Below are 23023 nucleotides of genomic sequence, written 5' to 3'. Positions count from 1 at the left end.
CGCCGGTCGACCAAGCCTTCCGGACTCATGGTCTTGACCAACAGGTCAACAGGCCGGGTCCACAATCCTGGAGATCACACCCATGTCCCCCGCTGACGCATTCACCACCGGCACTCGCACCATCACCCCGCCCACGAAGCCGGCACCGTCCGACCAGCCTGCGTGGAACACGCAGAAGAACTCGTCGATGCCGACGTTCCGCTACCGCCCGTTCGCCGAAGAGGTCGAGACGGTCACGCTGCCCGACCGCACCTGGCCGGACAAGATCATCGACCGAGCACCCCAGTGGTGTGCCGTTGACCTGCGCGACGGCAACCAGGCGCTGATCGATCCGATGAGCCCGGCGCGCAAGCGTCGTATGTTCGATCTCCTGGTTCGTATGGGCTACAAGGAGATCGAGGTCGGCTTCCCGTCCGCGAGCCAGACGGACTTCGATTTCGTTCGCGAGATCATCGAGGACGGCGCCATCCCGTCCGACGTCACCATCCAGGTGCTGACGCAGTCGCGTCCCGAGCTGATCAAGCGCACGTTCGAGGCCTGTGAAGGTGCCGAGAACGCGATCGTGCACTTCTACAACTCCACCTCGATTCTCCAGCGCCGCGTCGTGTTCCGCGCCGACAAGGACACGATCAAGAAGATCGCCACCGACGCCGCCGAACTGGTCCTCGCCGAGTCGAAGAAGTACCCGGACACGAACTGGCGCTGGGAATACTCGCCCGAGTCCTACACCGGCACCGAGCTCGAGTACGCCAAGGAAGTATGTGACGCCGTCACCGAAACCCTGGGTGCGACGCCGGCCAACCCGGTCATCCTGAACCTGCCCGCCACCGTCGAGATGGCTACACCCAACGTGTATGCCGACTCCATCGAGTGGATGCACCGCAACCTGGCCCGCCGCGATTCGGTCATCCTGTCGCTGCACCCCCACAACGACCGCGGCACGGGTGTCGCTGCAGCCGAGCTGGGCTACCAGGCCGGCGCGGACCGCATCGAAGGCTGCCTGTTCGGCAACGGTGAGCGCACCGGCAACGTCTGCCTGGTCACTCTCGCTCTGAACATGTTCACGCGCGGCGTCGACCCGCAGATCGATTTCTCGAACATCGACGAGATCCGTCGCACGGTCGAGTACTGCAACCAGCTGCCCGTCCACGAGCGTCATCCGTACGGCGGCGACCTGGTCTACACCGCGTTCTCCGGCAGCCACCAGGACGCGATCAACAAGGGCCTCGACGCCATGAAGGTCGACGCCGACAGCCAGAACTCCGACGTCGACGACATTCTCTGGCAGGTCCCCTACCTGCCGATCGACCCGAAGGACGTCGGCCGCAGCTACGAGGCCGTCATCCGTGTGAACTCGCAGTCCGGCAAGGGCGGCGTCGCATACATCATGAAGGCCGATCACGGTCTGGTGCTGCCGCGTCGTCTGCAGGTCGAGTTCTCGCAGTCGGTCCAGAAGATCACCGACGGCGAGGGTGGCGAGGTCTCGCCGAAGGAAATGTGGGACGTCTTCCACGAGGAGTACCTCGCTCCCATCACCCCGCTCGAGCGCATGAAGCAGAAGGTCACCGCGTCCGAGGAGGACGGCGGCACCGATGCGATCACCGCGATCGTCAAGGTGAACGGCAAGGAGCAGGAGATCTCGGGTACCGGCAACGGCCCACTCGCTGCCTTCGTCGACGCGCTGGGAAGCATCAACTTCGACGTTCGTGTCCTCGACTACTCCGAGCACGCGATGTCCGCCGGTGACGACGCCCAGGCCGCGGCCTACGTCGAGTGCGCCGTGACGGGCCCGGAGGGTCAGAGCACCGTCGTCTGGGGTGTGGGTATCGCCACGTCGATCACGACGGCCTCGCTGCGCGCTGTGGTCTCGGCAGTGAACCGCGCCAGCTGACACTCAGCTCCCGACTCGTGAACAATCCCTGGTCTCACCCGATTTTCGGGTGGGGCCAGGGTCGTTTTCAGAGCACTGAAGATTTTCGGTCGATGTTTTCGATTCGGCATGACATTGGTCCCGAAAGAGTCGGTTAGCGAAGTTAACAAAAAGAATTCACCCATCGAGGATGATGCAGACGCCCCGTGCGCGTGAGATAGTCAGCTCAGACAAATCCGACTTGTGAAATGGAGCTCGACAATGGATTCCTTTTGGGACTTCCTCTGGCTGATCATCATCAGCTTCGCGTTCATCGCGTACTTGATCCTGCTCTTCTCGATCATCACCGACCTGTTCCGCGATCACAAGACCTCCGGCTGGGTGAAGGCAATCTGGATCGTCTTCCTGTTCTTCATTCCGCTGCTCACCTCGCTCGTCTACCTGATCGTTCGCAGTGACGGAATGGCACAGCGGTCCCTCGAGGCTGCGCAGCAGGTCAAGAACGCGCAGGACAGCTACATTCGTGAGGTTGCCGGAAAGTCCCCGGCCGAATCCATCGCAGATGCAAAGGCACTTCTCGACGCCGGCACCATCAGTGAAGAAGAATTCGCAGCACTGAAGGCCAAGGCTCTCGCCTGATACCGGCCCTCACTAAGCGACCCTCACTAATCCGTGAGGATTGCACTACCGAAACGGGAGCGACACTAATCGTGTCGCTCCCGTTTTGTGTTCATTCACCAACAGCTGCTCATTCACCGACAGCCGTTCATTCACCAACGGCCCTTCATTCACCGACGGCCTTCATTCACCGACAGCACGCGCGACGTTACGAAAGGCGTCGAGCACGACTCCGATAGCCGGACTGCGGTTGGCGTGTAACCGAGTTGCCAATTCATAAACTCGTGCAGCGCGCACTCCCGCCACCGGTTTCCTCGACACTCCGGGATGCGTGATCGCGTATCGCGGCATCAAAGCCACGCCGTGGCCCGCCGCCACCAGTTCTTCGATGACGCGGAAATCGTTGATCCGATGAGCGACGCGAGGCTGGACGCCGGTTACCGACGCAACCGACAGCAGAACGTCGTCGACCGGAAACCCGCCGCGCACGCTTATCCAGTTCTCGTCGGCCAATTGTTCCAGCCGGACCGAATCCTGCTCGGCGAGTGGATGATCAGGCCGCAGCACCAGATCGATCGGTTCACGCATCAGCGGTTGCACGCTGACCCGGGGAAACGACGTCTCGGCTCCGCGTTCGTCACGGTGGGTGAGGATCACATCGTGATCGGCCAACAGTCCAGGGACAGCGGACGCCGGTTTGTCGACGTCGTAGGCGTCGATGTCCACGTCCGAGTTCTTCAGCGCCGTCAGGACACCGGGCAGCAGGAGCGCCGCGCCGGAGGGAAAGAACGCGACTCGCACCTTTCCCCGCGGCGAGCCTCGGTACGACGCCATCTCGTCCGCCGCCCGGTCTAGCGCCGCCACCACGTCGTCGGCGCGAAGCACCAGCGCTCGACCCGCGTCGGTGAGGCGCAGCGTGCGCCCGTCCGGTTCGAGGAGCGAGACCCCCGCTTCTCGTCCGAGGATCTTGAGTTGTTGCGAGACGGCGGACGGCGTCATCGAGAGGGCGAGAGCAGTAGCGCCGACGGTTCCTCGGTCGGCGAGCTCGCGGAGGATTCGCAGGCGCGTGGCATCCATACGGTGACGAATATCCATGTAGCAAAACTACATGGATAGTGCATCTATATTCGCTTGTTCTGATGCTTCGTACGGCTCACGATTAACGCATGACTCCCCGCGACCGTCTCCTCGGCCTGACCGTGATCGTCTTGTGGGGTCTGAACTTCCTGGCCATTCGCGTCGGCCTGGATCATTTCCCGCCATTCTTCTTCGCAGCGCTGCGGTTTCTGATCATCGCGATTCCGGTGGTCATCTTCGTGCCGCGTCCACAGGTGCCGCTCCGCTGGCTGCTGCTCTACGGATTCGGTTTCGGATTCGGCCAGTTCGTCTTCCTCTTCTGGGCGATGCATTCGGGGATGCCGACGGGCCTTGCATCACTTGTCCTGCAGTCGTCAGCACCGTTCACCGTCCTACTCGGCGCTTTCCTGCTCCGCGAGAAGCTCAGCGTCTGGCAGGTCTCCGGTATCGCCGTCGCCGTTGGCGGGATGTCCTTGATCGGCTGGGACCGCTCGCACCACGCGGCACTGCTGCCCGTCGTCCTCACACTCCTCGGCGGCCTGTCCTGGGCGTTCGGCAATCTCGGCAGCCGCTTGGCTGCGGCAAACACCGTCGGCGAGCCTGCACCGATGCGCTTGATGTTGTGGATGTGTGTCATCCCGCCGTTACCGATGCTCGCTCTGTCAGCCGTGGTCGAAGGCCCCACAGTCGGCTGGCACGCACTCGGCACCGCATTCAGCGCCGACGCCTGGCCGTCGCTGGTCGGGCTGGCCTACATCATTCTGCTCGGCACCATCGCCGGATCCGGGCTCTGGACGATGCTCATGGGCCGCTATCCCGCCGGCATGGTGGCGCCGCTCTCCTTGCTGGTGCCAGTCGTGGGAATCGGCGCGTCCTGGCTGTTCCTGCACGAGGATCCGAGCCCGTTGTCACTGGTCGGGGCGGTCATCGTGATCGCCGGAGCGAGCGCCGCACAGATGAGACGTAAGCCCGCGAACACTGTTTTCTCGGACACACCTGCAGCCTCACCACCGGCGCGACTCGGCGTCTGACGACGCCCTGTGCCAAACTCGGGCCGTGGGAACTGGACTATCGATCACAGCGCGCGGAAAGCTCGCCATGCGAGCTGCCGCAGCAGCATCTTGGGCATCGCAGAAGGCCGGTCGCGGCAAGGGTTCGATGATCGGCGGGCTGATCGCCCTCAAGATCGACCCGACGCTCATGACTCAGCTCGGACGCGGCAAGCGCACCGTCGTGGTCACCGGCACCAACGGCAAGTCGACGACCACGCGTATGACCGCCGCAGCGCTCGCGACACTCGGTGACGTCGCCACGCAGGCCGACGGCGCCAACATGGATGCCGGGATCGTGGCCGCCCTGGCCGCGCGTACCGATGCGACGCTGGCGGCACTCGAGGTCGACGAACTGCACGTCCCCCACGTAGCCGACGCCGTGAACCCGGAAGTGATCGTGCTGCTGAATCTCAGCCGCGATCAGCTCGACCGGGTCGGCGAGATCAACATGATCGAACGGAAACTGCGCGCGTGCGTCAACGCGCATCCGAATGCGGTGATCGTCGCCAACTGCGACGACGTACTGGTCACCTCCGTGGCATACGACGCCACCAACGTCGTGTGGGTTGCTGCCGGCGGCGGTTGGGCCGGCGATTCCGTCAGCTGCCCGCGCACCGGCGAACCCATCGTGTGGGAGGGAAAGCACTGGCGCAGTACCGGTTCCGACTTCGCGCGGCCCGAGCCGACCTGGTGGCTCGACGACGACAATCTCTACGGCCCCGACGGCCTGAAGATTCCGATGACGTTGACCCTCCCCGGAAAAGCCAACCGCGGCAACGCAGCTCAGGCCGTAGCGGCTGCAGCGGCTTTGGGTGCAGATCCGGTCGGGGCAGTTGCCGCCGCATCGACGGTTCAAGAAGTCGCAGGTCGATACAGCACCGTCGAGGTCGGACCGCACTCCGTTCACATGCTGCTCGCGAAGAATCCCGCCGGCTGGCAGGAAGCGTTGTCGATGATCGATCCCACGGTGGACGGTCTGGTCATCGCGGTGAACGGTCAGGTGCCGGACGGCGAGGACCTCTCCTGGCTGTGGGACGTGAAGTTCGAGCACTTCGAAGGTGTCAAGGTAGTGGCCGCCGGTGAACGCGGAACAGATCTGGCAGTTCGCCTCACGTACGCGGGCGTCGAGCACACTCTCGACCCGGACCCGTTGCGCGCCATCGCTTCCTGCCCTCCCGGACGTGTGGAGGTACTGGCGAACTACACGGCCTTCCGTGACCTCAACACTGCCATCGCGAAGGAGTCTCGCAATGTCTGACTCGACAGTTCGCATCGGTCTGGTACTCCCCGACGTCATGGGCACCTACGGCGACGGCGGCAATGCCCTGATCCTGCGTCAGCGTCTACGGATGCGCGGCTACGACGCCGAAATCGTGGACATCACCCTCAGCGATCCGGTCCCCGATTCGCTCGACGTGTACACGTTGGGTGGCGCCGAGGATTCCGCTCAGCGCCTCGCCACGCGTCACCTCGCGAAATACCCTGGTCTGCAACGCGCCGCCGAGCGTGGCGCACCGGTTCTGGCGATCTGCGCTGCCATTCAGGTGCTCGGCAACTGGTACGAAACCTCCAGCGGCGAACGCGTCGACGGTGTCTCGATGCTCGACGTCACAACCTCGCCGCAGGAGAAGCGTTCCATCGGCGAAGTCATCACGAAGCCGCTGATCGACGGACTCACCGCGCCCCTCTCAGGTTTCGAGAATCACCGCGGCGGAACAACTCTGGGTAGCTCAGCCTCTGGATTCGCACGTGTCACCCATGGTGTCGGAAACGGCGTCGGCGACGGATTCGAAGGCGTCGTGCAGGGTTCGGTGATCGGGACGTACATGCACGGACCCGCTTTGGCTCGCAACCCCGAACTCGCGGACCTCCTGCTCATGCGCGCCTTGGGTGTGAACGAGCTTGAACCCCTGCATCTGCCCGAGGTCGACAAGCTCCGCAAGGAGCGACTCGCGATTCGCTGACCCGGTTCAGACGGTTTCGGATTTGCCCTCGGTCAGAATCAGTTCCACGGCCAACAGCGCGGCGCAGGCCAGTCCCGCGACCAGTTCGGGCACCGCGGTGTAGGTACCACCGAGCACGACGACTATCGCGACCGAGAACGGCACGAGGGTGCGTACCGAGGAGTCGTGTAGTCGAATGTGGATGAACCACAAGGCGGCAAGGATGACCGCGACCGGAACGGTGACGGCAGCACCCGTCACCAACGCGCTGCCGTCACCGTGATGAGTCCAGAAGTCGACGCGCGAGGCCAACCCCGCACCGATGGCGGCAGCGGCGGCGAAGATGAAGTAGTGACCGAACCCCCAGACGAAGGGTGAGACGTTGTGACCGCCGATCACTTCGCCTGCATTGCGTTGGAAGTACAACCACCACAGGCTGAAGACAATCAGAATGCCGCCGATCACGACGTAGGTGACCTGCGCTGCCGGATGCTCACCGTCCACGGCGTCCTGAATCGCGATGGTGGTCGAAAGGATCGTCTCGCCCAGAACGATGATGAAGAACAACGAGTACCGCTCCGCGATGTGATGCGGGTGCCACGGCGTCATGCCCGGCTTCTCCGACCAGATCGGTACCGCGAATTCGCACAGAACCAACACCAGGAACGTCGGGACGTAAACGGCGGACGGCACGAAGTAGAAACCGATCCAACCGATCTGGACCAACACGATTCCGAGAGCGTATCGACGCGCCGTGAGCGCATGTTCGGGGTCGTTCCGCGAGACCCTGAGCCATTGGATGACCAGTGCTATTCGCATGATGACGTAGCCGACGATGATCAGCAGGGCGTCGTCGTTGAAGAAGCGGACGATGCCGGCTGCAAGGACCAGCGATCCGAGGATCTGGAAGATGGTCAGCAGCCGGGCGATTCCGTCGTCGTTGTCGTACGCCGAGGTGAACCACGTGAAATTCAGCCACGTCCACCAGATCGCGAAAAACGCCATCGCGAAGTGCCCGACGCCCGAAGCCGCGTGCCCTTCGCTGATCGCGTGGTGCAGGCCGGTGGCCGCTTGAGCGACCGCCACGACGAAGCAGAGGTCGGTGAGCAGTTCGAGCGGCGTCGCCACCCGGTGCGGCTCGTGCGGGTCCCGCGGAACCAACGGCCTGATGAACGAACTAGTGCGATTCACGAAGGGCAGAGTAGCGCGATGATTGCCGACGCGCTGCCCGTGACTGGAACCTGTCGTCTCAGATATTCACGCCGACGCCCCGATCTGGGCTCGGATCTCCAACTGATCGGCGAGTTCGGCGCCTATCGCCCCCGCGCTCCCCAAAGTGAAGGCGATCTGCCGTCCCCACAGGAAATAGCGGTGAATCGGATAGTCGACATCCGCGCCGATTCCGCCGTGCATGTGCTGGGTCGCGTGCACCACGCGCAAACCGCCGCGCGACGCCCACCATTTGGCGACCAGCGCAGCCGCTTCCGCTTCACTCTCGACTCCGCTGTCCATCAGCCAGGCAGCGCGGTGGGTGGTCAATCTTGTGCTCTCGGTGTCGAGGTACGCGTCGGCGGCCCGGACGGCAACTGCCTGGTTGGTCGAGAGTGGACGTCCGAATTGCACTCGCTCGGAGGTGTATTTCGCCGTCATCGCCAGCGCTTCCTCGCAGACGCCGGTAGCCAGGGCCGCCAGAGCGACCCGCGCACGTCGTAACGTCCAGTCTCGAACCACCGCGCCGTCCGCGGGAAGTGCGTCAGCTGCAGTAACCGCAACCCCGTCGAACTGCACAGCGCTGTTGCTCTCGCGGTTCGTCACCGCAAGCGGTGTACGCACCAGCGCGTCCCGGTCCGTCGGCACGATCATCACGGTGACACTGCCGTCCGGCATCGTCACCGGAACCACCAGTGCGGCAGCGAACTCGGCGGCCGGTACGGAGTCGACGTGGCCCGACAGAACCCAGCCGTCAGGAGCCGGCTCGGCGCGAACTGCCGTCTCGGCGTTGTAGCCGGTGTCGAAGGCGCCGGTGACGATCACCGAGCCGTCGAGCAGTCCCGGAAGCCACGACGCTTTCTGCTCCTTACTGCCGAACTCGGCAATCGGCAGCGCTGCCGTCGAAATCACCGACCAGAGCGGCACCTGGGCGACCCGGCGGCCCTGTTGTTCGAGCACCGCTGCCAGGCCTAGCATTCCGAGTCCCGCTCCCCCGACCTCCTCTGGCAGAGGAATTCCCAGAACGTCGGAATCGGCGAGGAGCTTCCACAGTTCGGCGTCGAAACCGCCGGCGCCCTCCACTTCCCGCAGTCGGTCCACTCCGGACTTCGCCGAGAAGATCGATTCACTCAGATCCCGCACGGCGGACAAGTTGTCGTCGAATTCGAATTCCATGTCAGCTCTTTTCGTTCTGTGCAGCGGGCCGGCGACGCGCAGCAAGCGCCATGCCCAGACATTTTGCGGCGACAATTTCACGCATCACTTCGTTGGTTCCACCGCCGAAGGTGTTGTTCTGTGCGCGTCGACCCAGGTTCTCGACCCGCCCTTCCAGTACCGCTCCGGGTGTGCCGGGGCGCAGTAAGCCCTTGGCGCCCAGCACTTCCTGCAGCATGCCGTACGCACTGACGACGGCTTCGGTACCGAAGATCTTGGCCGCGGCCGAATCCCCGCCGCCCAAGGTGTTGGCGGCGACGTCCGCCACCAGTCGTAGGTTCATCAGGTCGGCAGCACTGAGCAGCGCGTAGACTTCCGCCAATTTCTCACGTACCCAGCCGATGTCGTAGACGTGGCCGTCACCGGCGGGTTCGGTCTTTGCCCATTCGACCACCTCGGCAAAGAGCTCGTTGGCTATACCACCGCGTGCCGCCAGGGCAACACGTTCGTGGTTGAGCTGGTTGGTGATGAGCTTCCACCCTTGATTGAGCTCACCGACGACATTGGTGATCGGCACCCGAACATCTTCGTAATAGGTTGCCGAAGTGCTGATTCCGCCCACGGTGTGAATTTCGGTGACCGAGAACCCCGGCGAATTGGTCGGCACCAGGACCACGGAAATGCCCTGATGCGTAGGCGCGTCGGGATCGGTGCGAACGGCAAGCCAGACCCAGTCGGCAAACACACCGGCGCTGGTGAAGATCTTGTTGCCGTTGATGACAAGCTCGTCACCCTCGATGCGGGCGCGTGTTTCGAGGGCCGCGAGATCGGTGCCCGCATTGGGTTCGGTGTAGCCGATGGCAAAGATCAACTCGCCCGCCAGGATCGGACGCAGGAAGAAGTCCTTCTGAGCTTGCGTCCCGTGCTTGATCAGAGCGGGTCCGACGGTGTTCAGCGTGACCAGCGACAGCGGCGCATTGGCGCGAATCACCTCGTCGTAGAACACGTACAGAGCTTCGGGGTTCTCGCCCCGACCGCCGAATTCCTCCGGCCACCCCAAGCCCAGCCAACCGTCTTTACCCATTCGGCGCAGAATGCGATCGAAGACGGGGCCGCCTTCGGTCTGATCCACGAGAGCACGGCGGTCTTCGTCGTTGATGATCTCCGCGAAGTACGCCCGCAATTCCTTGCGCAGAGTCTTCGACTCCTCCGACAAATCCAAGTACATGGTGAAACTCCTAAGATCTACGAACGCGGCAGGCCGAGTACGCGCTGCGCGATGACGTTGAGTTGAATTTCGACGGTTCCGCCGCCGAACAGAATCGAGGGAAGTCCGATGTGGTCTATCGCGTAATTCGCCGACGGGTCGACAACGGCGGCACGAGGTCCGAGCAGTCGCAACAGATCCCGCGAGCCCTCACGCTGCGCCAGGGCGTTGTACACCTTCGACACGCTGATCTCGGCGCCCGGTTCCTGACCCGCCAGTCGCGCCGACACCCCGCGTAGATTCATCGCGGACAGTGCCAACTCACGAGAGATACTGCGGCCGAGGCCCTCCACTGCGTCTTCGCGAGGGCAGTCGTGGCTCGCGTCGGCGATAACCTGACGGAACAGCCGACTCGAACCGTGGTGCAGCGTGCTGCCCATACTCAGGCGTTCGTTGGACAGCGTTGTCGCAGCAAGCTTCCACCCTTGCCCCGGCTCCGCCACCAGGCAGTCGTCCGGGACGAAGACGTCGTCGAGGAATACCTCGTTGAACTCCGACTTACCGGTGGCTTGTTTCAGCGGACGTACGTCGATACCTTTCGAGGTCATGTCGACCAGGAAGTACGACAGCCCACGATGTTTCGGAGCGTCGGCGTCGGAACGCGCCAGGCATACTCCCCAATCGGCCTCGTGCGCGCCCGAGTTCCACACTTTCTGACCCGACAGGACCCAGCCACCGTCGACCTTGCGCGCTTTCGTGCTCAGACCGGCCAGGTCTGATCCCGCGCCCGGCTCACTGAACAGCTGGCACCAGATGATGTCGGCGCGCAGCGAAGGCTCGACGAACCTGTCCTGCTGCTCGGCGTTGCCGTGTTCGAGAATCGTGGGCAGCACCCATTCCCCGATCACCGTGGACGGTTGAGCCCAACCTCGCATCGCGAATTCGTGTGCGATGACGGCCTGTTCTCTCGGTCCTGCTCCCAGCCCGTACGGCGCCCGATAGTGCGGGGCTACCAGTTTGGCGTCGGCAAATCGGGCGCGTCGAGCGCTCCCCTTGGCCGGCGCCCAACTGGCGCTGGTGGTTCCGTCGTCGGGCAGCAGCGCAACCTCGTCCAGAACCCTGCGAACCTGCTCTCGTAGTTCAGGCAGCATGTCCGGGTCTACAAAGGAGAAATCCCGTTCCGAATCGGCGGACCGGTCTCCCAACGTGTGTGCCCACTTCACCTCGGAACCCGCCACCGCAGCGATACTGATTGCCCGGCGCCAGTACAGATGCGCGTCATGCTCCCAAGTGAATCCGATTCCGCCGAGCAACGTGACACATTCGAGGGCGTTCTCGATGCCGACGGGCAAAGCGGCCAACGCAGCTTGAGCCGAGACAAGTCTCTGCTGATCCTCGCCGTGCTCTTCGGACCGAGCTGCGTCCCACGCTGCGGCACAGGCAATCTCGGAGCGGACCAGCATCATGGCCGCCTTGTGCTGAACTGCCTGGAAGCTTCCGACCGGACGGCCGAACTGCTGCCGGGACTTCACGTAGTCGACCGCGGTGCGTAGCGCCCACCCGGCGATACCGCTCGCCTCCGCAGCCAACACCGTGTTGACGATCAGTTCGACTCGGTGCGCCTGGAGACCCTCGACGATCAGCCCAGCGTCGACCTTGTGATCGGTCAACGTCAGCGTCCCGATCGAGCGTGTCAGATCCACTCCGTCTTCGACCTCCACCGCAGCGGAAGACGACTGCTCGAGCCGGAACCACAACTCGCCGTCTTCGCTGTTCGCTTGCACGAGAACGACATCGGCTCCGGGTAGACCTAGAGCCGGGTCGGCAGAACCGCTCACGGTCCACCCTGCATCGCTGCGAGCCGCGCGCAATCCCACGCCGGTGCAGACTGCTCCGGTTGCGCCGGTGGCCAATTCGATCAGCATTGATTCCGCAGCCGGGCCGGCAGCTTTCGCGAGGATCCCACTGGCGATGACCGTCGGAACGTACGGTCCCGGGTAAAGCGCATCACCCAATTGCTCGACTACCACCGCCAGTTCGGCAAGCCCTGCCCCGTCACCGCCGTACTGCTCCGGCAGGTGCACTGCGTGCAGTCCCTGACGGACCAATCCATCCCACGAGTCCGGCCGATCACCGGCGGCGTACCGCTTGACGTTGCTCCGCGTGTCGGCGATTCCACCGAAGCGGTTCGCGAATGCGGCTACCGCTTCCGCCAGGTCACGGTGATCTTCGAGCAGGGGCAGTGCCATGGCAGGTTCCTCAATCTTCGGTTCTTGTCAGATGCGTTCGAGAATCAGGCAGGTGGTTGCGGCGGACGCGCAGATCGCGATCAGCGCGATGGACTTGTCCCGGCGCTCCAGTTCGTCGATGGCATTGGCCAACAGTCTGATTCCGGTTGCACCGGCCGGGTGGCCCAGCGCGATTGCACCACCGTTGACGTTCAGCAATTCGGGATCGACGCCGTGAACCTGCGCGAACGACATCGGTACCGAAGCAAATGCCTCGTTGACCTCGAACAGATCGATGTCGTCGATCGTCAGACCGGTGCGGCCGAGCACGATGTTTGCCGCGTCCACGGGACCGTCGAGCATGTACTCGATGTCTCCGCCGATGACGCACTGCGCCAATATCTTTGCCCGCGGCCGCACCCCGAACATCCTGGCTCGATCCTCGGACATCAGCAGAGCGGCACTCGCACCGTCCGAGACCTGCGAAGACGTTCCAGCGGTGTGCAATCCGCCCTCTTGAACGGTCCGCAGTTTCGCGAGTCCTTCGAGACTCGATTCGCGCAGACCCTGATCCCGATGAACCGGAGCGTCAGAGCCCGGAGCGACCACATCGATGATGTGCGAGTCGAAGCGTCCTGCCTCCCATGCTGCTGCGGCTCGCTGCTGCGAGCGCAGCCCGAAGGAGTCGAGATCCTCGCGGCTGAAACCGCGCTTGACAGCAATCCGATCGGCTGCGGTGTACTGGTCGACGGTATCGAGTGACCACGACTCCGGACGTGGTGTTCCGAGGCCGGTACCCACCTTGTAGGTGAGTGGTGCCCGCGACATCAGTTCCACACCGCACGCCACACCCACGTCGACTGCACCGATGGCAATCTGCCCGGCAATCAACTGCACCGATTGCTGCGCGGTTCCGCACTGCGCGTCGATCGTGGTGCAGCCCGCTTTCAACGGAAGGCCCGCATGCATCCAGGACGTACGCACGATGTTTCCGAACTGCTCACCGAGAGGCGTCACACAGCCGCCGATGACCTGGTCGACCGCGTCAGGATCCACGCCCACCCGATCCAGCACGCCTTTCTGCGCATAACCCAACAGTTCCGCCGCGTGGACTCCGGACAGCCAACCCTCACGCTTGCCGAACGGCGTTCGTGCTGCGTCCACGATGACGGGCTTCATGCCAACTCCTCGGTTCGTAATGCCGGGTTCTCCGGTAATGCCGTTCCGTCCAGACCACGCACGGTAAGGGACCACTCGTCGATCAGGTCCAAGCTGACGCTCGAGCGCGCGGTGAACTCGGTGTCGCAATCACACAGCGCTGTGACCGCTTCCACCATTTCTTCCATAGATTCGACCTGATCCGGCCGGATAGTCTCACCGACCAGGACCCTGGCGCCCTCACTGAGCACCGCTGCCCGCGGTTGAACCGTGTTGACGCGAACCCCCTGGCCGTAAAGCTCCACGCCCATGCCGTTGCTCATCCTGTTGAGCGCTGCTTTGGACGCGCCGTACACGGTCATGGCAGTTCCCGGTTCGACCCACGTGAACGGCGGGCCATGCCACGGTTTGACGGTGCCACTGGACACGTTCACGATCCAGCCGTATCCGTTTGCCACCATCCCCGGCACCACGGCTTGCATCAGATCGAGCGGTGCATGGACATTTGCCTCGAACATCAACCGTCGCCGCCGCAGTGGGTAATCCGAGAGCGGCTGATAGATCGCCGCTGCCGCGTTGTTCACCAGGATGTCTATAGTCCCGCCAAGCTTCTCGATCGCCAGCGGCACAACGGTGTCGCGCTGCTGCTCGTCCGTCAGATCTGCGACAACTATCTCGACTTTGGTTCCGTACTTGGCAATTCGAGCCGCAGTCTCTTCGAGACTGCCGGGCAGGGTTGCATGCGTGCCGAGCGTCCGAGCCACGAGGGCGACGTCGGCACCCTCGGCTGCCAGTCGCTCCGCGACGCCCGCACCGATTCCGCGACTGGAACCGGTGACAAGCGCTCGGCGGCCGTCAAAGCGCCTCGTCATGCTATTTGAACTTCGAGGCGAAGCGATTGATGCTCTCCGCAATCCGTGCAACTTCGTCTTCACGCAGGCCGTGACTCATGCCGAGTGTCATTCCTCGGGCGAAAACCGCGTCGGCTTCCGGCAATCCTTCGGCCGGCTGACGGAACTCGATGTTGTTCATCATCGGGTGACGAGTGACGTTGCCGCTCCACACAGTTCGTGTGTCGATACCGTCGGCCTCGATGGCTTCCTGCAGGTCGCTGCGCGTGAAGGGGGCGTTCTCGTTGATCATCACCGGGTAACACAGCCACGCCGTGTCGAGACCGTCGAGTTCTACCGGCGTCGTGAAGAATTCGGGGTGGGCGCCGTATGCCGTCGTGAAGGCCGCAAATGTGGCCTTACGCGTCTTGTAGTTCTGTTCCAGCTTGTCGAGCTGCACGACGCCGTAAGCTGCGCCGAGTTCGGAGGGCTCGAAGTTCCACGACATGAGCTCGAAGATGAAGTCGTTGTCGTAGTCGACGCCGTCGAGTTCTTCACGGAAGACTCGGCCGGACTTGGTACTGCCGAACAGGTTCGGCTCGCTACGACGGCCCCAGCGGCGAAGCAGCAAAGCCTTGTCACGGCTGGCTTCGTCGTCGACGCACACCATTCCACCGGTTCCCGCGCACGTGATGATGTGTGCCATCGAGAAACTGGTGACGACGATGTCCGCCCGAGACCCGGTGGGAGTACCGCGGAGCGTGGCGCCGATCGCGTCACACGAATCCTCGATCACCTTGAGTCCATGGCGATCAGCGATATCACGAATGACGTCCCAGTCCGGGCAGTTGCCGGCGAGGTTCGGCATCAGGATGGCACCGGTCTTCTCGGTGACCATTGCCTCGATCTTGGTGACGTCGACGTTGAACGTGTTGGGTTCCACGTCCACGAACACCGGCACCAGACCGGCACGCACGATCGGTGCGATATCGGTGGAGAACGTCAACGGCGACGTGATGATCTCGCTTCCCGCAGGCAGTCCAAGCAGCTCGACTGCCAAGTACAAACCCGAGGATCCCGAGTTGCACATGACGCCGAACTTCTTGCCGGCCAAGGCCGCGATACGTTCTTCCATCTCGAAGACGTTCTTGCCGATGCGCAATCCTTGATGCCCGCTGCGCAAGACGTCGACAACAGCCTGTATTTCTTCCTCGCCGTGGGTGGCCCTGGCGTAGGTGATCCGCTCGCTCATCTTGTTCCTGCTTTCTCGAATAGGCGGCAGATTCAGCGATCTGCCGAGAGGACGAGCGCACTGTGCGGGACGGGAGAGCCGCCGGTCACGAGCACGTTGTCCAGAGTTTTGGTGGGTTGATTGGTGGAGGTGCCGCGGATCAGGCGTACACCTTCGGCAATGCCGTTGACGCCGTGGATGTATCCCTCACCGAGTTGGCCACCGTGGGTGTTGATCGGCAGGCGACCGTCCAGCTCGAGATTCCCGTCGGCGATGAAGTCTTTTGCCTCACCTCGACCGCAGAATCCGTACTCCTCGAGTTGAAGCAGAACCATCGGAGTGAAGGCGTCGTAGAGAATTGCGGCATCGATGTCGTCCGGGCCGATACCGGCCTGGTCCCACAGTTGGCGCGCCACGAGTTCGACTTCCGGCATGCTGTCGATGTCTTCGCGGTAGTAGCTGCTCATCGAAATCTGTTGTGGACCTACACCTTGCGCAGCACCGCTGATGATCGCAGGTTTGTGCGGCAGGTCGCGGGCGCGCTCCGCGCTGACGATGACCAGCGCCTGTCCACCGTCACTTTCCTGGCAGCAGTCGAGCAGACGGATGGGGTCAGCGATCATGCGCGAGTTCTGATGGTCCTCGATAGTGATCGGGCGTTCGTAGAACCAGGCCTTGGGATTGTTCGCCGCATGCTTGCGTGAGAGGACCGAGATCTGGCCGAAGTCGGCGCTGGTTGCCCCGTACTTGTGCATGTACAGCTTGGCGAGGAAGGCTTCCTGCTGCGCCGGGGTCAGAAGCCCGTACGGGTTGATCCAGTTCCGATACTCCTGGTCCGTCGACGCGTTGTACGCAAAAGGTGGCGGGCCGGCGCCGAATCGGTGACCTGATCTTTCGTTGAAGGCACGGTAGACGACCACAACGTCGGCAACTCCGCTGGAGACGGCAAGCGCTGCTTGTTGAACCGGTGCGCAGGCACCGCCGCCGCCGTGTGGAATTCGACTGAAGAACGTCAATTCCGGGATCCCGAGGGCGCGTGCGACCGCAATCTCAGGATTGTTCTCCATGGTGAACAGCGCAAATCCGTTCACCTCTTCTGCCTCGATGTGCGCGTCGTCGAGTGCGGCGATCACAGATTCGCACGCCAACTGCCATTCGCTGCGGCCGGAGTTCTTGGAGAACTCGGTGGCGCCGATTCCGGCGATGGCTGCTTGCCTCGAAAATCCTCGTGTCATGCGATTACCCTTTCCACCGGTTCGAGAGTCACGTCGGCCGTCACGTGTGTTCCACGGGCGTTTTTCCCGAGAACCGTCACGGTGAGCGCCCGGCCGTCTGTGGCGGTGACCTCGCCGGTGAATGTCATGGTGTCTCCGGGAAAGTTCGGAACACCAAGCCGTAGTGATGTTTTGACGATCCGTGATGCCGGGCCGGACCAGTCGGTGATGTAGCGGTCGATGAGCCCGTTGGTGGTGTTGATGCTCATGAAGATGTCGGGAGTTCCGCGATCCTGTGCCTTGCCCGGATCGTGATGCACGTCCTCGAAATCCTGAGAAGAGATCGCAGTGGCGACGATCAGCGTTCGATCCAACGGCAATTCGAGGCTGGGGAGGGCCGAACCCACTTCGCAGTCAATCAGTTTCGTCATTGCACCGAACCCCGTCGCCTCAGTTGCGGCAGCATCTCGCCGTGAGCGTGCTCGGAGAAGGTCACTTCGAGTTCCATGCCGAAGTCGAGTTCCTCGTGATCGATCCCCGCGATGTCGGCAACCAGACGCGTGCCTTCTTCGAGATCGACGAGTCCCACGGCGAGTGGGTACTCGAAAGCAGGATCCTTCGGGTGATGGATGATCGTGAAGCTGTGCAACGTGCATCGCCGCGTGGATTCGACTGTGTCCCAACTGAACGAGCGGCATTCCGGGCACGCGGGTGCGGGTGGGTGGCGCAGCGTCTTGCAATCCGCACACCGTTGGATCTCGAGGCGGCCCTCTTTGGCCGCGGAGAAGAAGAAATCGTTGTCGTCGGTGACGGTCAGTCTCGGAACAGCGGTGTTGCGGGAGCCAGTCTCGCTCATGCGATTACCTCCTGGACTTCGAGTTGAGTATCTGTCTGGGCATCTGGTTTGAACCTGAGCAATCGAAAACGCTCTTCGACCAGCGTCTTTCCGCCCTGGTCGACGTACTTCTTGAACAGAGTGATGAAGCACCCGTGACCGAGAGCCGTCTGTTTGAACGGCGAGATCGCTTCGATGGTGAAATGCGCGGTGACGTGGTCACCGGGGCTCAGCTCCGCGAAATACTCCTGCTCGACGTTGGTCGCGACAACGGAGGTGTATCCGGCCTCGTCCAACAACGCCAGCAGTCGTGAATACGCGAAGTCCTCGGAGGCTCCGTCGGCACGAAGTTGCTGGACCTGCCGATAACGTCGGTAACCCGCCATCACCCAGGTCGAAATCATGGCGGGCGGACAGACGACGTCTCGACGGCCGGTACTGCGGGCGGCCTCTGCGTCGACGTAGATCGGGTTGCGGTCGTCGTGCGCCTCGACCCAGTTGCGGATCATCGCCTCGTTGACGGCGTAGCGGGCGACGCGGGGTGGTTCGGCCTCTGCGCCGATGAAATTCGGAAACTGCGTCTGCAGGCTCTGCACTGAAATCCTCCGTGAACGAAAGTTGAGCAAGCGCTTGATTTTGAAGCTAGCATAGGAATCCGGAAGTGGAAACACGCGATCTCACCGACGAATTGGTTCGAGCCGGAGCTATCGGGCAGGATTGCGCTACGTTCGACGCCGGCAGCCCGGCACCCCCGAAACCCTGCCCTGAGCAGGACCGACAACCAGTGGAGATTTCAGTGGCATCACCAGATCGTCGGGAGAAGATCCTGGAGAGCTCAGCCGAGCTGTTTGCCAGGAAGGGTGTCGCCACCACGACCGTTCGCGAGATCGGCGACGCCGCCGGTGTGTTCTCGGGCAGCCTCTACCACTACTTCAAGTCGAAGAATGCGATAGTTGCCGAGCTCATGCGCGGCTTCATCACCGACATTCAGCTCCGCTTCGATCAGGTGGAGAAGACGGCAAACGACCCCGAGGAAGTCCTGCGCGGCTTGATCCGCGAGACGCTGGTCGTCATCGAACTACACCCGCACCCGACGGCGATCTACCAGAACGATCGGGCTTATCTTCGCGACAACGATCTCCTGCAATCCGTCGACGGGCCTTCCCGCCAAGTCCGCGAGCATTGGATGAAAGCGATTGCCGAAGGCGTCGATCAGGGAATCTTCCGCAAAGACGTGGCACCGGAAATTTTCTATCGATCGGTACGAGACACCTTGTGGTCGACAACGCATTGGCCGGATCGCCAGAAGTACACCACCGACGAGTTCGCGGATCTGATGATCACGCTCTTCCTCTCGGGATTCAGGGTCGCCTGACCAGATCCGGCAAATCCAGATGTTTCGGGGTTCGTCCCTGCGGCAACAGGATCGACACCGCGAACACGACCACCGCGCAGCCCGCGCACACCAGGTAGGCGACGGAGAATCCGGTCCACGACGTGGAATGTTCCGAACCGCTGATCACGAATGCAGCGAGAATGGTTGCCACCGTCGCACTGCAGATCGTGCTTCCGGACGTCCGCAGAAGTGAGTTCACCCCGTTGGCAGCCGCCAGTCGCTGACGAGGTACGGCAACCAGAATCAGCAGCGAGAGCGTGCTGTACACGATGGCAGTCCCGACCGCTGTGATACCCAGTGCTGCAACCACTCCCCACAGCGGCTTACCGGCAACGGCGTGAATCCCGTACCCGCCGGCGAGGAACACGGCGCCGGTCAACATCGCGGTCCGTGAACCGAAGCGGTCGGTGATACGCACCGCAACCGGTGAGAACAGCACCATCGCGATACTCGCCGGAATCTGGCAGAGCGCTGCCGCGATGATCGACAGGCCGTACCCGGCACCCGGCCCCTTCATCCCCTGCAGCAGTTGTGTCGTGATCAGCGTGTTCCCGAAAAACGCGAACCCGACCAGCAGAGCCGCCAGATGCGGGATCAACACTGCACGTTTCACGAGAGCACGGACGTCGACCAGCGGATTTACGTTGCGCCGCTGTTGAATTACCCAGAGCGTGAACAGCACCGCCGACGCGGCCAGCATGGAGATCACCGCTCCACTGGTCCACCCCCAACTCGACCCCTGAGTGATCGGCACAAGCAGAGCAATCATCGCGGCGCTCAGACCAACCGCCCCGACGCCGTCGAATCTTCCCGACGGATTCGGCTCGGACTCTCGAATGAACAGCACCGCAGCAAGAGTCACGGACAGCCCGATGGCGGTGGTTACCCAGAACAGGACGTGCCAATTCGAGTACTGCGCGATCATCGCGGAAAACGGTATGCCCAAAGCGGTTCCGACACCGAGCGTCGAACTCATCATGGCCACTGCGCCGTTGACCTTGTTCCGTGGCAATTCGTCACGCAGCATGGAGATTCCGATGGGGATGACTGCCGACCCGGCCCCCTGCAACGCTCTCGCGAAGATGAGTACAGCGATGTCCGACGACAGCGCACACAACATCGAGCCGAGAGTCATCATCGAGAATGCAACCAGAAGCATCTTCTTCTTGCCGAACATGTCGGCGAGTCGACCGAAGATGGGAGTGACGACAGCGCCGACCAGCAGCGTGACGGTCACCAGCCAGGACACGGCCGTGCGTCCAGCGCCGGTGAAGTGCGGCAACTCCGGCAGCAGTGGAACGATGACCGTCTGCAGAACAGCCTGGAACACTGCGGCGGCGACAACGATGGGGAACAGGAAGCGGGAGCGCGGCTGCGCGAGTCCCGTATCGAAGGTGGTGACTGCAGGCGTGCCCGGCGGACGGTCGAGCGTCGTCACCCCACACCGCCTGTTCTCACTAGGTAAATATCCGTTCACCTACATTAGGTGAACGGATATTTACCTAGCAAGAATTGTGACGCCGCTCACCCGTCGAGCAGCTTTTGCACCAGCGGTGCGTACAGCGCAACCACCTCGTCCTGGGTGCCGGTGGCATGGCCGGCCATCATCCGTCGGCGCATGATCGCCACTCCGACCACCATCGACATCGCCAGTTCCGCGCGCAATCTCGCGTCGCGGCCGGACAGGCGAGCGGCGAGGGTGTCGATCATCTGCGTCGAATAGTTCTCGCGCAGCTTGCGGTTGCTCTCTTCACTGACGCCGCTCATGAACAACAAGCTCATGGACAGCGGCTTGTACGACTCCAGCGGCTTGGTGAACAGCGAGACCATGCGCTCGCCGAGCGAGTCGTTCGGGGCGTCGAAGACCGTGACCGCCGCTGCCCGGAAGTCGACCAACTCGTCGTACAACTGCTCTTTGGAACCGAAGTACTTGATGATCAGCGGTGCGCTGACGCCTGCGTCTTCGGCGATGTCCTTGAGCGTGATTTCGCGGTACGGCCGAGTCGCGAATGCTTTCCCGGCCGACGCGATGATCTGCGCACGCGTCTGCTCGGACGTACGGCGCACCTGCTGACCTTGCTCCGTGCCGCTCATCAAGCGTTCCGCGACAATTCGCGACGGCCGGACAAAGCGCGACCCAGCGTCAACTCGTCTGCGAATTCGAGATCGCCACCCATCGGAAGACCCGAAGCCAACCGAGACACCGTCAGCCCCGGAATGTCTCGCATCATGCGAACGAGATAGGTAGCTGTCGCCTCGCCCTCGGTGTTGGGGTCGGTGGCGATGATGACCTCGGACACGTCGACGCCGTCCTCCTGATTTGCGATGCGAGCCAACAACTCCCGGATACGCAACTGGTCCGGCCCGATCCCCGAGAGCGGATTGAGCGCACCGCCGAGCACGTGATAACGACCCTTGAACTCACGGGTGCGCTCGACGGCCTGGACGTCCTTCGGTTCCTCCACGACGCAGATCACCGTGCGATCGCGACGTGCGTCGGCGCAGATGCGGCACTTCTCCTGATCGGAGACAGTTCCGCACACCGTGCAGAACTGAACGCCGTCACGGATGCGCTGCAATGCATTTTTCAAACGGTCGATCTCGGGAGGCTCCACGGAGAGCAGGTGAAAAGCGATGCGTTGAGCGCTCTTCGGCCCGACTCCGGGAAGCTTCCCGAGTTCGTCGATCAGATCCTGAACCGGACCTTCGTACACGCGTTCTCGTTTCTAGAAGCCGGGGAGACCGGGAAGGCCTCCGCCGAGTCCGCCGGCCAACGGGCCGAGCTTCTCAGCAGCGACTTCCTGTGCCTTACGCGAAGCGTCCTCGATCGCGCCGATCACCAGATCCTGCAGCGTCTCGACATCTTCGGGGTCGACGACCTTGGGATCGATCTGCAGACCGACAACCTCGCCGGTGCCCTTGACCGTGGCGACAACCAGTCCGCCACCGGCCTGACCGGTCACTTCGGCCTGAGCCATTTCCTGCTGCGCCGCCATCAATTGCTGCTGCATCTGCTGAGCCTGAGCCAACAGAGCAGACATGTCGGGTGCTCCACCTGGTTGCACGAGCGGTCCTTTCTACAGAGTTATCCCCACCAGCGTAGTCGGTGCGCGCTACCGTGAGCGGGTGCGCCGGAACCAGTCAGACACCGTAAAACCGTCAAGAGGGTCAAACATGGCATCACGTGTGTTCCGCTCCACTGCCCTGATCGCCGTGGTCGGGGCCGGGCTTCTGAGCGCTGCGTGCACGATTCCGACCGAGACTGCCGAGGCCACGACTTCGGTCGAGGTGTCTCCGCTGAGCACTGTCGCCGCTGACGTCCCCGCTGCGCTCACCGGCAAGGTCGTCTTCCTCGATCCCGGGCACAGCGGGGCGAACGACGACAGCATCAACACCCAGGTCCCCACGGGCCGCGGCGGCACCAAGAACTGCCAGACCACCGGCACCAACACCGATGCCGGGTTCCCCGAGCACACCTTCAACTGGGAAGTCGCGAGCCTGGTCAAGAGCGAACTCGAAGGCCAAGGCGCCACAGTGGTCCTGAGTCGACCGGACGACATCAGCGTCGGATCTTGCGTCGACGCACGCGCCGAAGCTGCCAATTCCTCCGGCGCCGACGTAGTGGTGAGCATTCACGCGGACGGCGCAGCAGCCGGAGCCGAGGGCTTCCACGTCTGCTACTCCGCGCCCCCGCTGAACACGGTGCAGGCCGGCCCGTCCGTCGCCTTTGCCGAAACCATGCGCGACTCACTCGTCACCGCCGGGCTCACCCCGTCGACCTACATCGGTGACGACGGGCTGGCACCACGCGCCGATCTGACGGGACTCAATCTGTCGCAGCGGCCGTCGATTCTGGTCGAACTCGGCAACATGCGAAATGCCGACGAGGCAGCGCGCATGACGAGCCCGGACGGTCAGCAGGAATATGCGTCCGCCGTCACCAGCGGAGTCACCGCCTTCCTCACAACCCCCTGACCTGTCTTCTGTGGAGAAATTCCAC

23 protein-coding genes are annotated in these 23023 nt (G+C 62.8%); 7 read left to right on the top strand and 16 right to left on the bottom strand.

What is annotated here, in order from left to right:
• Window positions 1–82: 82 nt before the first annotated feature.
• Together leuA and KTR60_RS02110 are read left to right on the top strand one after the other, a co-directional pair.
• Window positions 83–1891, top strand: a complete 1809-nt coding sequence (gene leuA, locus KTR60_RS02115; protein ID WP_003943488.1) for a 2-isopropylmalate synthase — start codon at window positions 83–85, stop codon at window positions 1889–1891.
• A gap of 240 nt (window positions 1892–2131) precedes the next feature.
• Window positions 2132–2509: an SHOCT domain-containing protein gene (locus tag KTR60_RS02110; protein WP_003943489.1), complete on the top strand. Its 378-nt coding sequence runs from the start codon at window positions 2132–2134 to the stop codon at window positions 2507–2509.
• A 162-nt stretch (window positions 2510–2671) separates the two neighbouring features.
• Here the strand turns inward: KTR60_RS02110 and KTR60_RS02105 are convergent, their stop codons facing one another.
• Entirely contained in the window at window positions 2672–3565 is an 894-nt protein-coding gene (locus KTR60_RS02105) for a LysR family transcriptional regulator (protein WP_064443020.1), read from the bottom strand.
• Between the two features lie 89 nt (window positions 3566–3654).
• Between KTR60_RS02105 and KTR60_RS02100 the strand changes: the two genes are divergently transcribed.
• Genes KTR60_RS02100 through KTR60_RS02090 form a run of 3 tightly spaced genes read left to right on the top strand, consistent with a single transcriptional unit; the run spans window position 3655 to window position 6581 of the window.
• On the top strand, window positions 3655–4596 hold the full coding sequence (locus KTR60_RS02100) for an EamA family transporter (RefSeq protein WP_003943484.1): 942 nt from the start codon (window positions 3655–3657) through the stop codon (window positions 4594–4596).
• Between the two features lie 25 nt (window positions 4597–4621).
• On the top strand, window positions 4622–5875 hold the full coding sequence (locus KTR60_RS02095; protein WP_003943457.1) for a Mur ligase family protein: 1254 nt from the start codon (window positions 4622–4624) through the stop codon (window positions 5873–5875).
• On the top strand, window positions 5868–6581 hold the full coding sequence (locus tag KTR60_RS02090; protein ID WP_007731510.1) for a type 1 glutamine amidotransferase: 714 nt from the start codon (window positions 5868–5870) through the stop codon (window positions 6579–6581). Before KTR60_RS02095 ends, KTR60_RS02090 begins: the two co-directional genes overlap by 8 nt.
• Before the next feature lie 6 nt (window positions 6582–6587).
• Here KTR60_RS02090 and KTR60_RS02085 read toward each other — a convergent pair whose 3' ends face one another.
• The 11 genes from KTR60_RS02085 to KTR60_RS02035 form a co-directional block, all read right to left on the bottom strand.
• The gene (locus KTR60_RS02085; protein ID WP_064443019.1) at window positions 6588–7751 is read right to left on the bottom strand and encodes a low temperature requirement protein A; all 1164 of its coding nucleotides are present in this window, start codon (window positions 7749–7751) and stop codon (window positions 6588–6590) included.
• A 66-nt stretch (window positions 7752–7817) separates the two neighbouring features.
• The gene (locus tag KTR60_RS02080) at window positions 7818–8945 is read right to left on the bottom strand and encodes an acyl-CoA dehydrogenase family protein (RefSeq protein WP_064443018.1); all 1128 of its coding nucleotides are present in this window, start codon (window positions 8943–8945) and stop codon (window positions 7818–7820) included.
• Between the two features lies 1 nt (window position 8946).
• The gene (locus tag KTR60_RS02075; RefSeq protein WP_058038230.1) at window positions 8947–10152 is read right to left on the bottom strand and encodes an acyl-CoA dehydrogenase family protein; all 1206 of its coding nucleotides are present in this window, start codon (window positions 10150–10152) and stop codon (window positions 8947–8949) included.
• Window positions 10153–10169: 17 nt separating this feature from the next.
• Entirely contained in the window at window positions 10170–12380 is a 2211-nt protein-coding gene (locus KTR60_RS02070) for an acyl-CoA dehydrogenase (RefSeq protein ID WP_058038229.1), read from the bottom strand.
• A 27-nt stretch (window positions 12381–12407) separates the two neighbouring features.
• On the bottom strand, window positions 12408–13538 hold the full coding sequence (locus KTR60_RS02065) for a steroid 3-ketoacyl-CoA thiolase (protein WP_064443016.1): 1131 nt from the start codon (window positions 13536–13538) through the stop codon (window positions 12408–12410).
• Window positions 13535–14389, bottom strand: a complete 855-nt coding sequence (locus KTR60_RS02060) for an SDR family NAD(P)-dependent oxidoreductase (RefSeq protein ID WP_064443015.1) — start codon at window positions 14387–14389, stop codon at window positions 13535–13537. Before KTR60_RS02060 ends, KTR60_RS02065 begins: the two co-directional genes overlap by 4 nt.
• A gap of 1 nt (window position 14390) precedes the next feature.
• Window positions 14391–15599 (bottom strand): DegT/DnrJ/EryC1/StrS family aminotransferase, encoded by a 1209-nt coding sequence (locus KTR60_RS02055; RefSeq protein WP_118604741.1) that lies wholly within the window; start codon window positions 15597–15599, stop codon window positions 14391–14393.
• A gap of 32 nt (window positions 15600–15631) precedes the next feature.
• Entirely contained in the window at window positions 15632–16813 is a 1182-nt protein-coding gene (locus tag KTR60_RS02050) for a lipid-transfer protein (RefSeq protein WP_047888076.1), read from the bottom strand.
• Window positions 16810–17223 carry an acyl dehydratase gene (locus KTR60_RS02045; RefSeq protein WP_204855036.1) on the bottom strand — a complete coding sequence of 138 codons (414 nt, stop codon included), beginning with the start codon at window positions 17221–17223 and terminating at the stop codon, window positions 16810–16812. The genes KTR60_RS02050 and KTR60_RS02045 overlap by 4 nt, the downstream gene beginning before the upstream one ends.
• The gene (locus KTR60_RS02040; RefSeq protein WP_204855037.1) at window positions 17220–17648 is read right to left on the bottom strand and encodes a Zn-ribbon domain-containing OB-fold protein; all 429 of its coding nucleotides are present in this window, start codon (window positions 17646–17648) and stop codon (window positions 17220–17222) included. Before KTR60_RS02040 ends, KTR60_RS02045 begins: the two co-directional genes overlap by 4 nt.
• Window positions 17645–18223: an FAS1-like dehydratase domain-containing protein gene (locus KTR60_RS02035; protein WP_209911042.1), complete on the bottom strand. Its 579-nt coding sequence runs from the start codon at window positions 18221–18223 to the stop codon at window positions 17645–17647. The genes KTR60_RS02040 and KTR60_RS02035 overlap by 4 nt, the downstream gene beginning before the upstream one ends.
• Before the next feature lie 65 nt (window positions 18224–18288).
• Here KTR60_RS02035 and KTR60_RS02030 point away from each other — a divergent pair, with 65 nt between their 5' ends.
• Window positions 18289–19002, top strand: a complete 714-nt coding sequence (locus tag KTR60_RS02030) for a TetR/AcrR family transcriptional regulator (RefSeq protein WP_175280092.1) — start codon at window positions 18289–18291, stop codon at window positions 19000–19002.
• On the opposite strand, the gene KTR60_RS02025 is transcribed toward KTR60_RS02030, so the two are convergent.
• The 4 genes from KTR60_RS02025 to KTR60_RS02010 form a co-directional block, all read right to left on the bottom strand.
• Window positions 18989–20461: an MFS transporter gene (locus KTR60_RS02025; protein WP_228401721.1), complete on the bottom strand. Its 1473-nt coding sequence runs from the start codon at window positions 20459–20461 to the stop codon at window positions 18989–18991. The two genes, KTR60_RS02030 and KTR60_RS02025, sit on opposite strands and share 14 nt — an antisense overlap.
• An 86-nt stretch (window positions 20462–20547) precedes the next feature.
• Window positions 20548–21117 (bottom strand): TetR/AcrR family transcriptional regulator, encoded by a 570-nt coding sequence (locus KTR60_RS02020; RefSeq protein ID WP_054188608.1) that lies wholly within the window; start codon window positions 21115–21117, stop codon window positions 20548–20550.
• Window positions 21117–21737: a recombination mediator RecR gene (recR, locus tag KTR60_RS02015; protein ID WP_003943917.1), complete on the bottom strand. Its 621-nt coding sequence runs from the start codon at window positions 21735–21737 to the stop codon at window positions 21117–21119. Before recR ends, KTR60_RS02020 begins: the two co-directional genes overlap by 1 nt.
• A 12-nt stretch (window positions 21738–21749) precedes the next feature.
• Window positions 21750–22088, bottom strand: a complete 339-nt coding sequence (locus KTR60_RS02010) for a YbaB/EbfC family nucleoid-associated protein (RefSeq protein ID WP_003943929.1) — start codon at window positions 22086–22088, stop codon at window positions 21750–21752.
• Between the two features lie 109 nt (window positions 22089–22197).
• On the opposite strand from KTR60_RS02010, the gene KTR60_RS02005 reads away from it, so the two are divergent.
• Complete coding sequence (locus KTR60_RS02005) at window positions 22198–22998, top strand: Rv3717 family N-acetylmuramoyl-L-alanine amidase (protein WP_030535716.1); 801 nt, start codon at window positions 22198–22200, stop codon at window positions 22996–22998.
• Window positions 22999–23023: the final 25 nt, after the last annotated feature.

The sequence above is a fragment of the Rhodococcus sp. C1 genome (assembly GCF_020809065.1).
In the GTDB taxonomy this organism is placed as follows: domain Bacteria; phylum Actinomycetota; class Actinomycetes; order Mycobacteriales; family Mycobacteriaceae; genus Rhodococcus_F; species Rhodococcus_F qingshengii.
The sequence above is the reverse complement of the archived record's forward strand: the minus strand, read 5'-3'. Positions and strand labels throughout refer to the sequence as shown.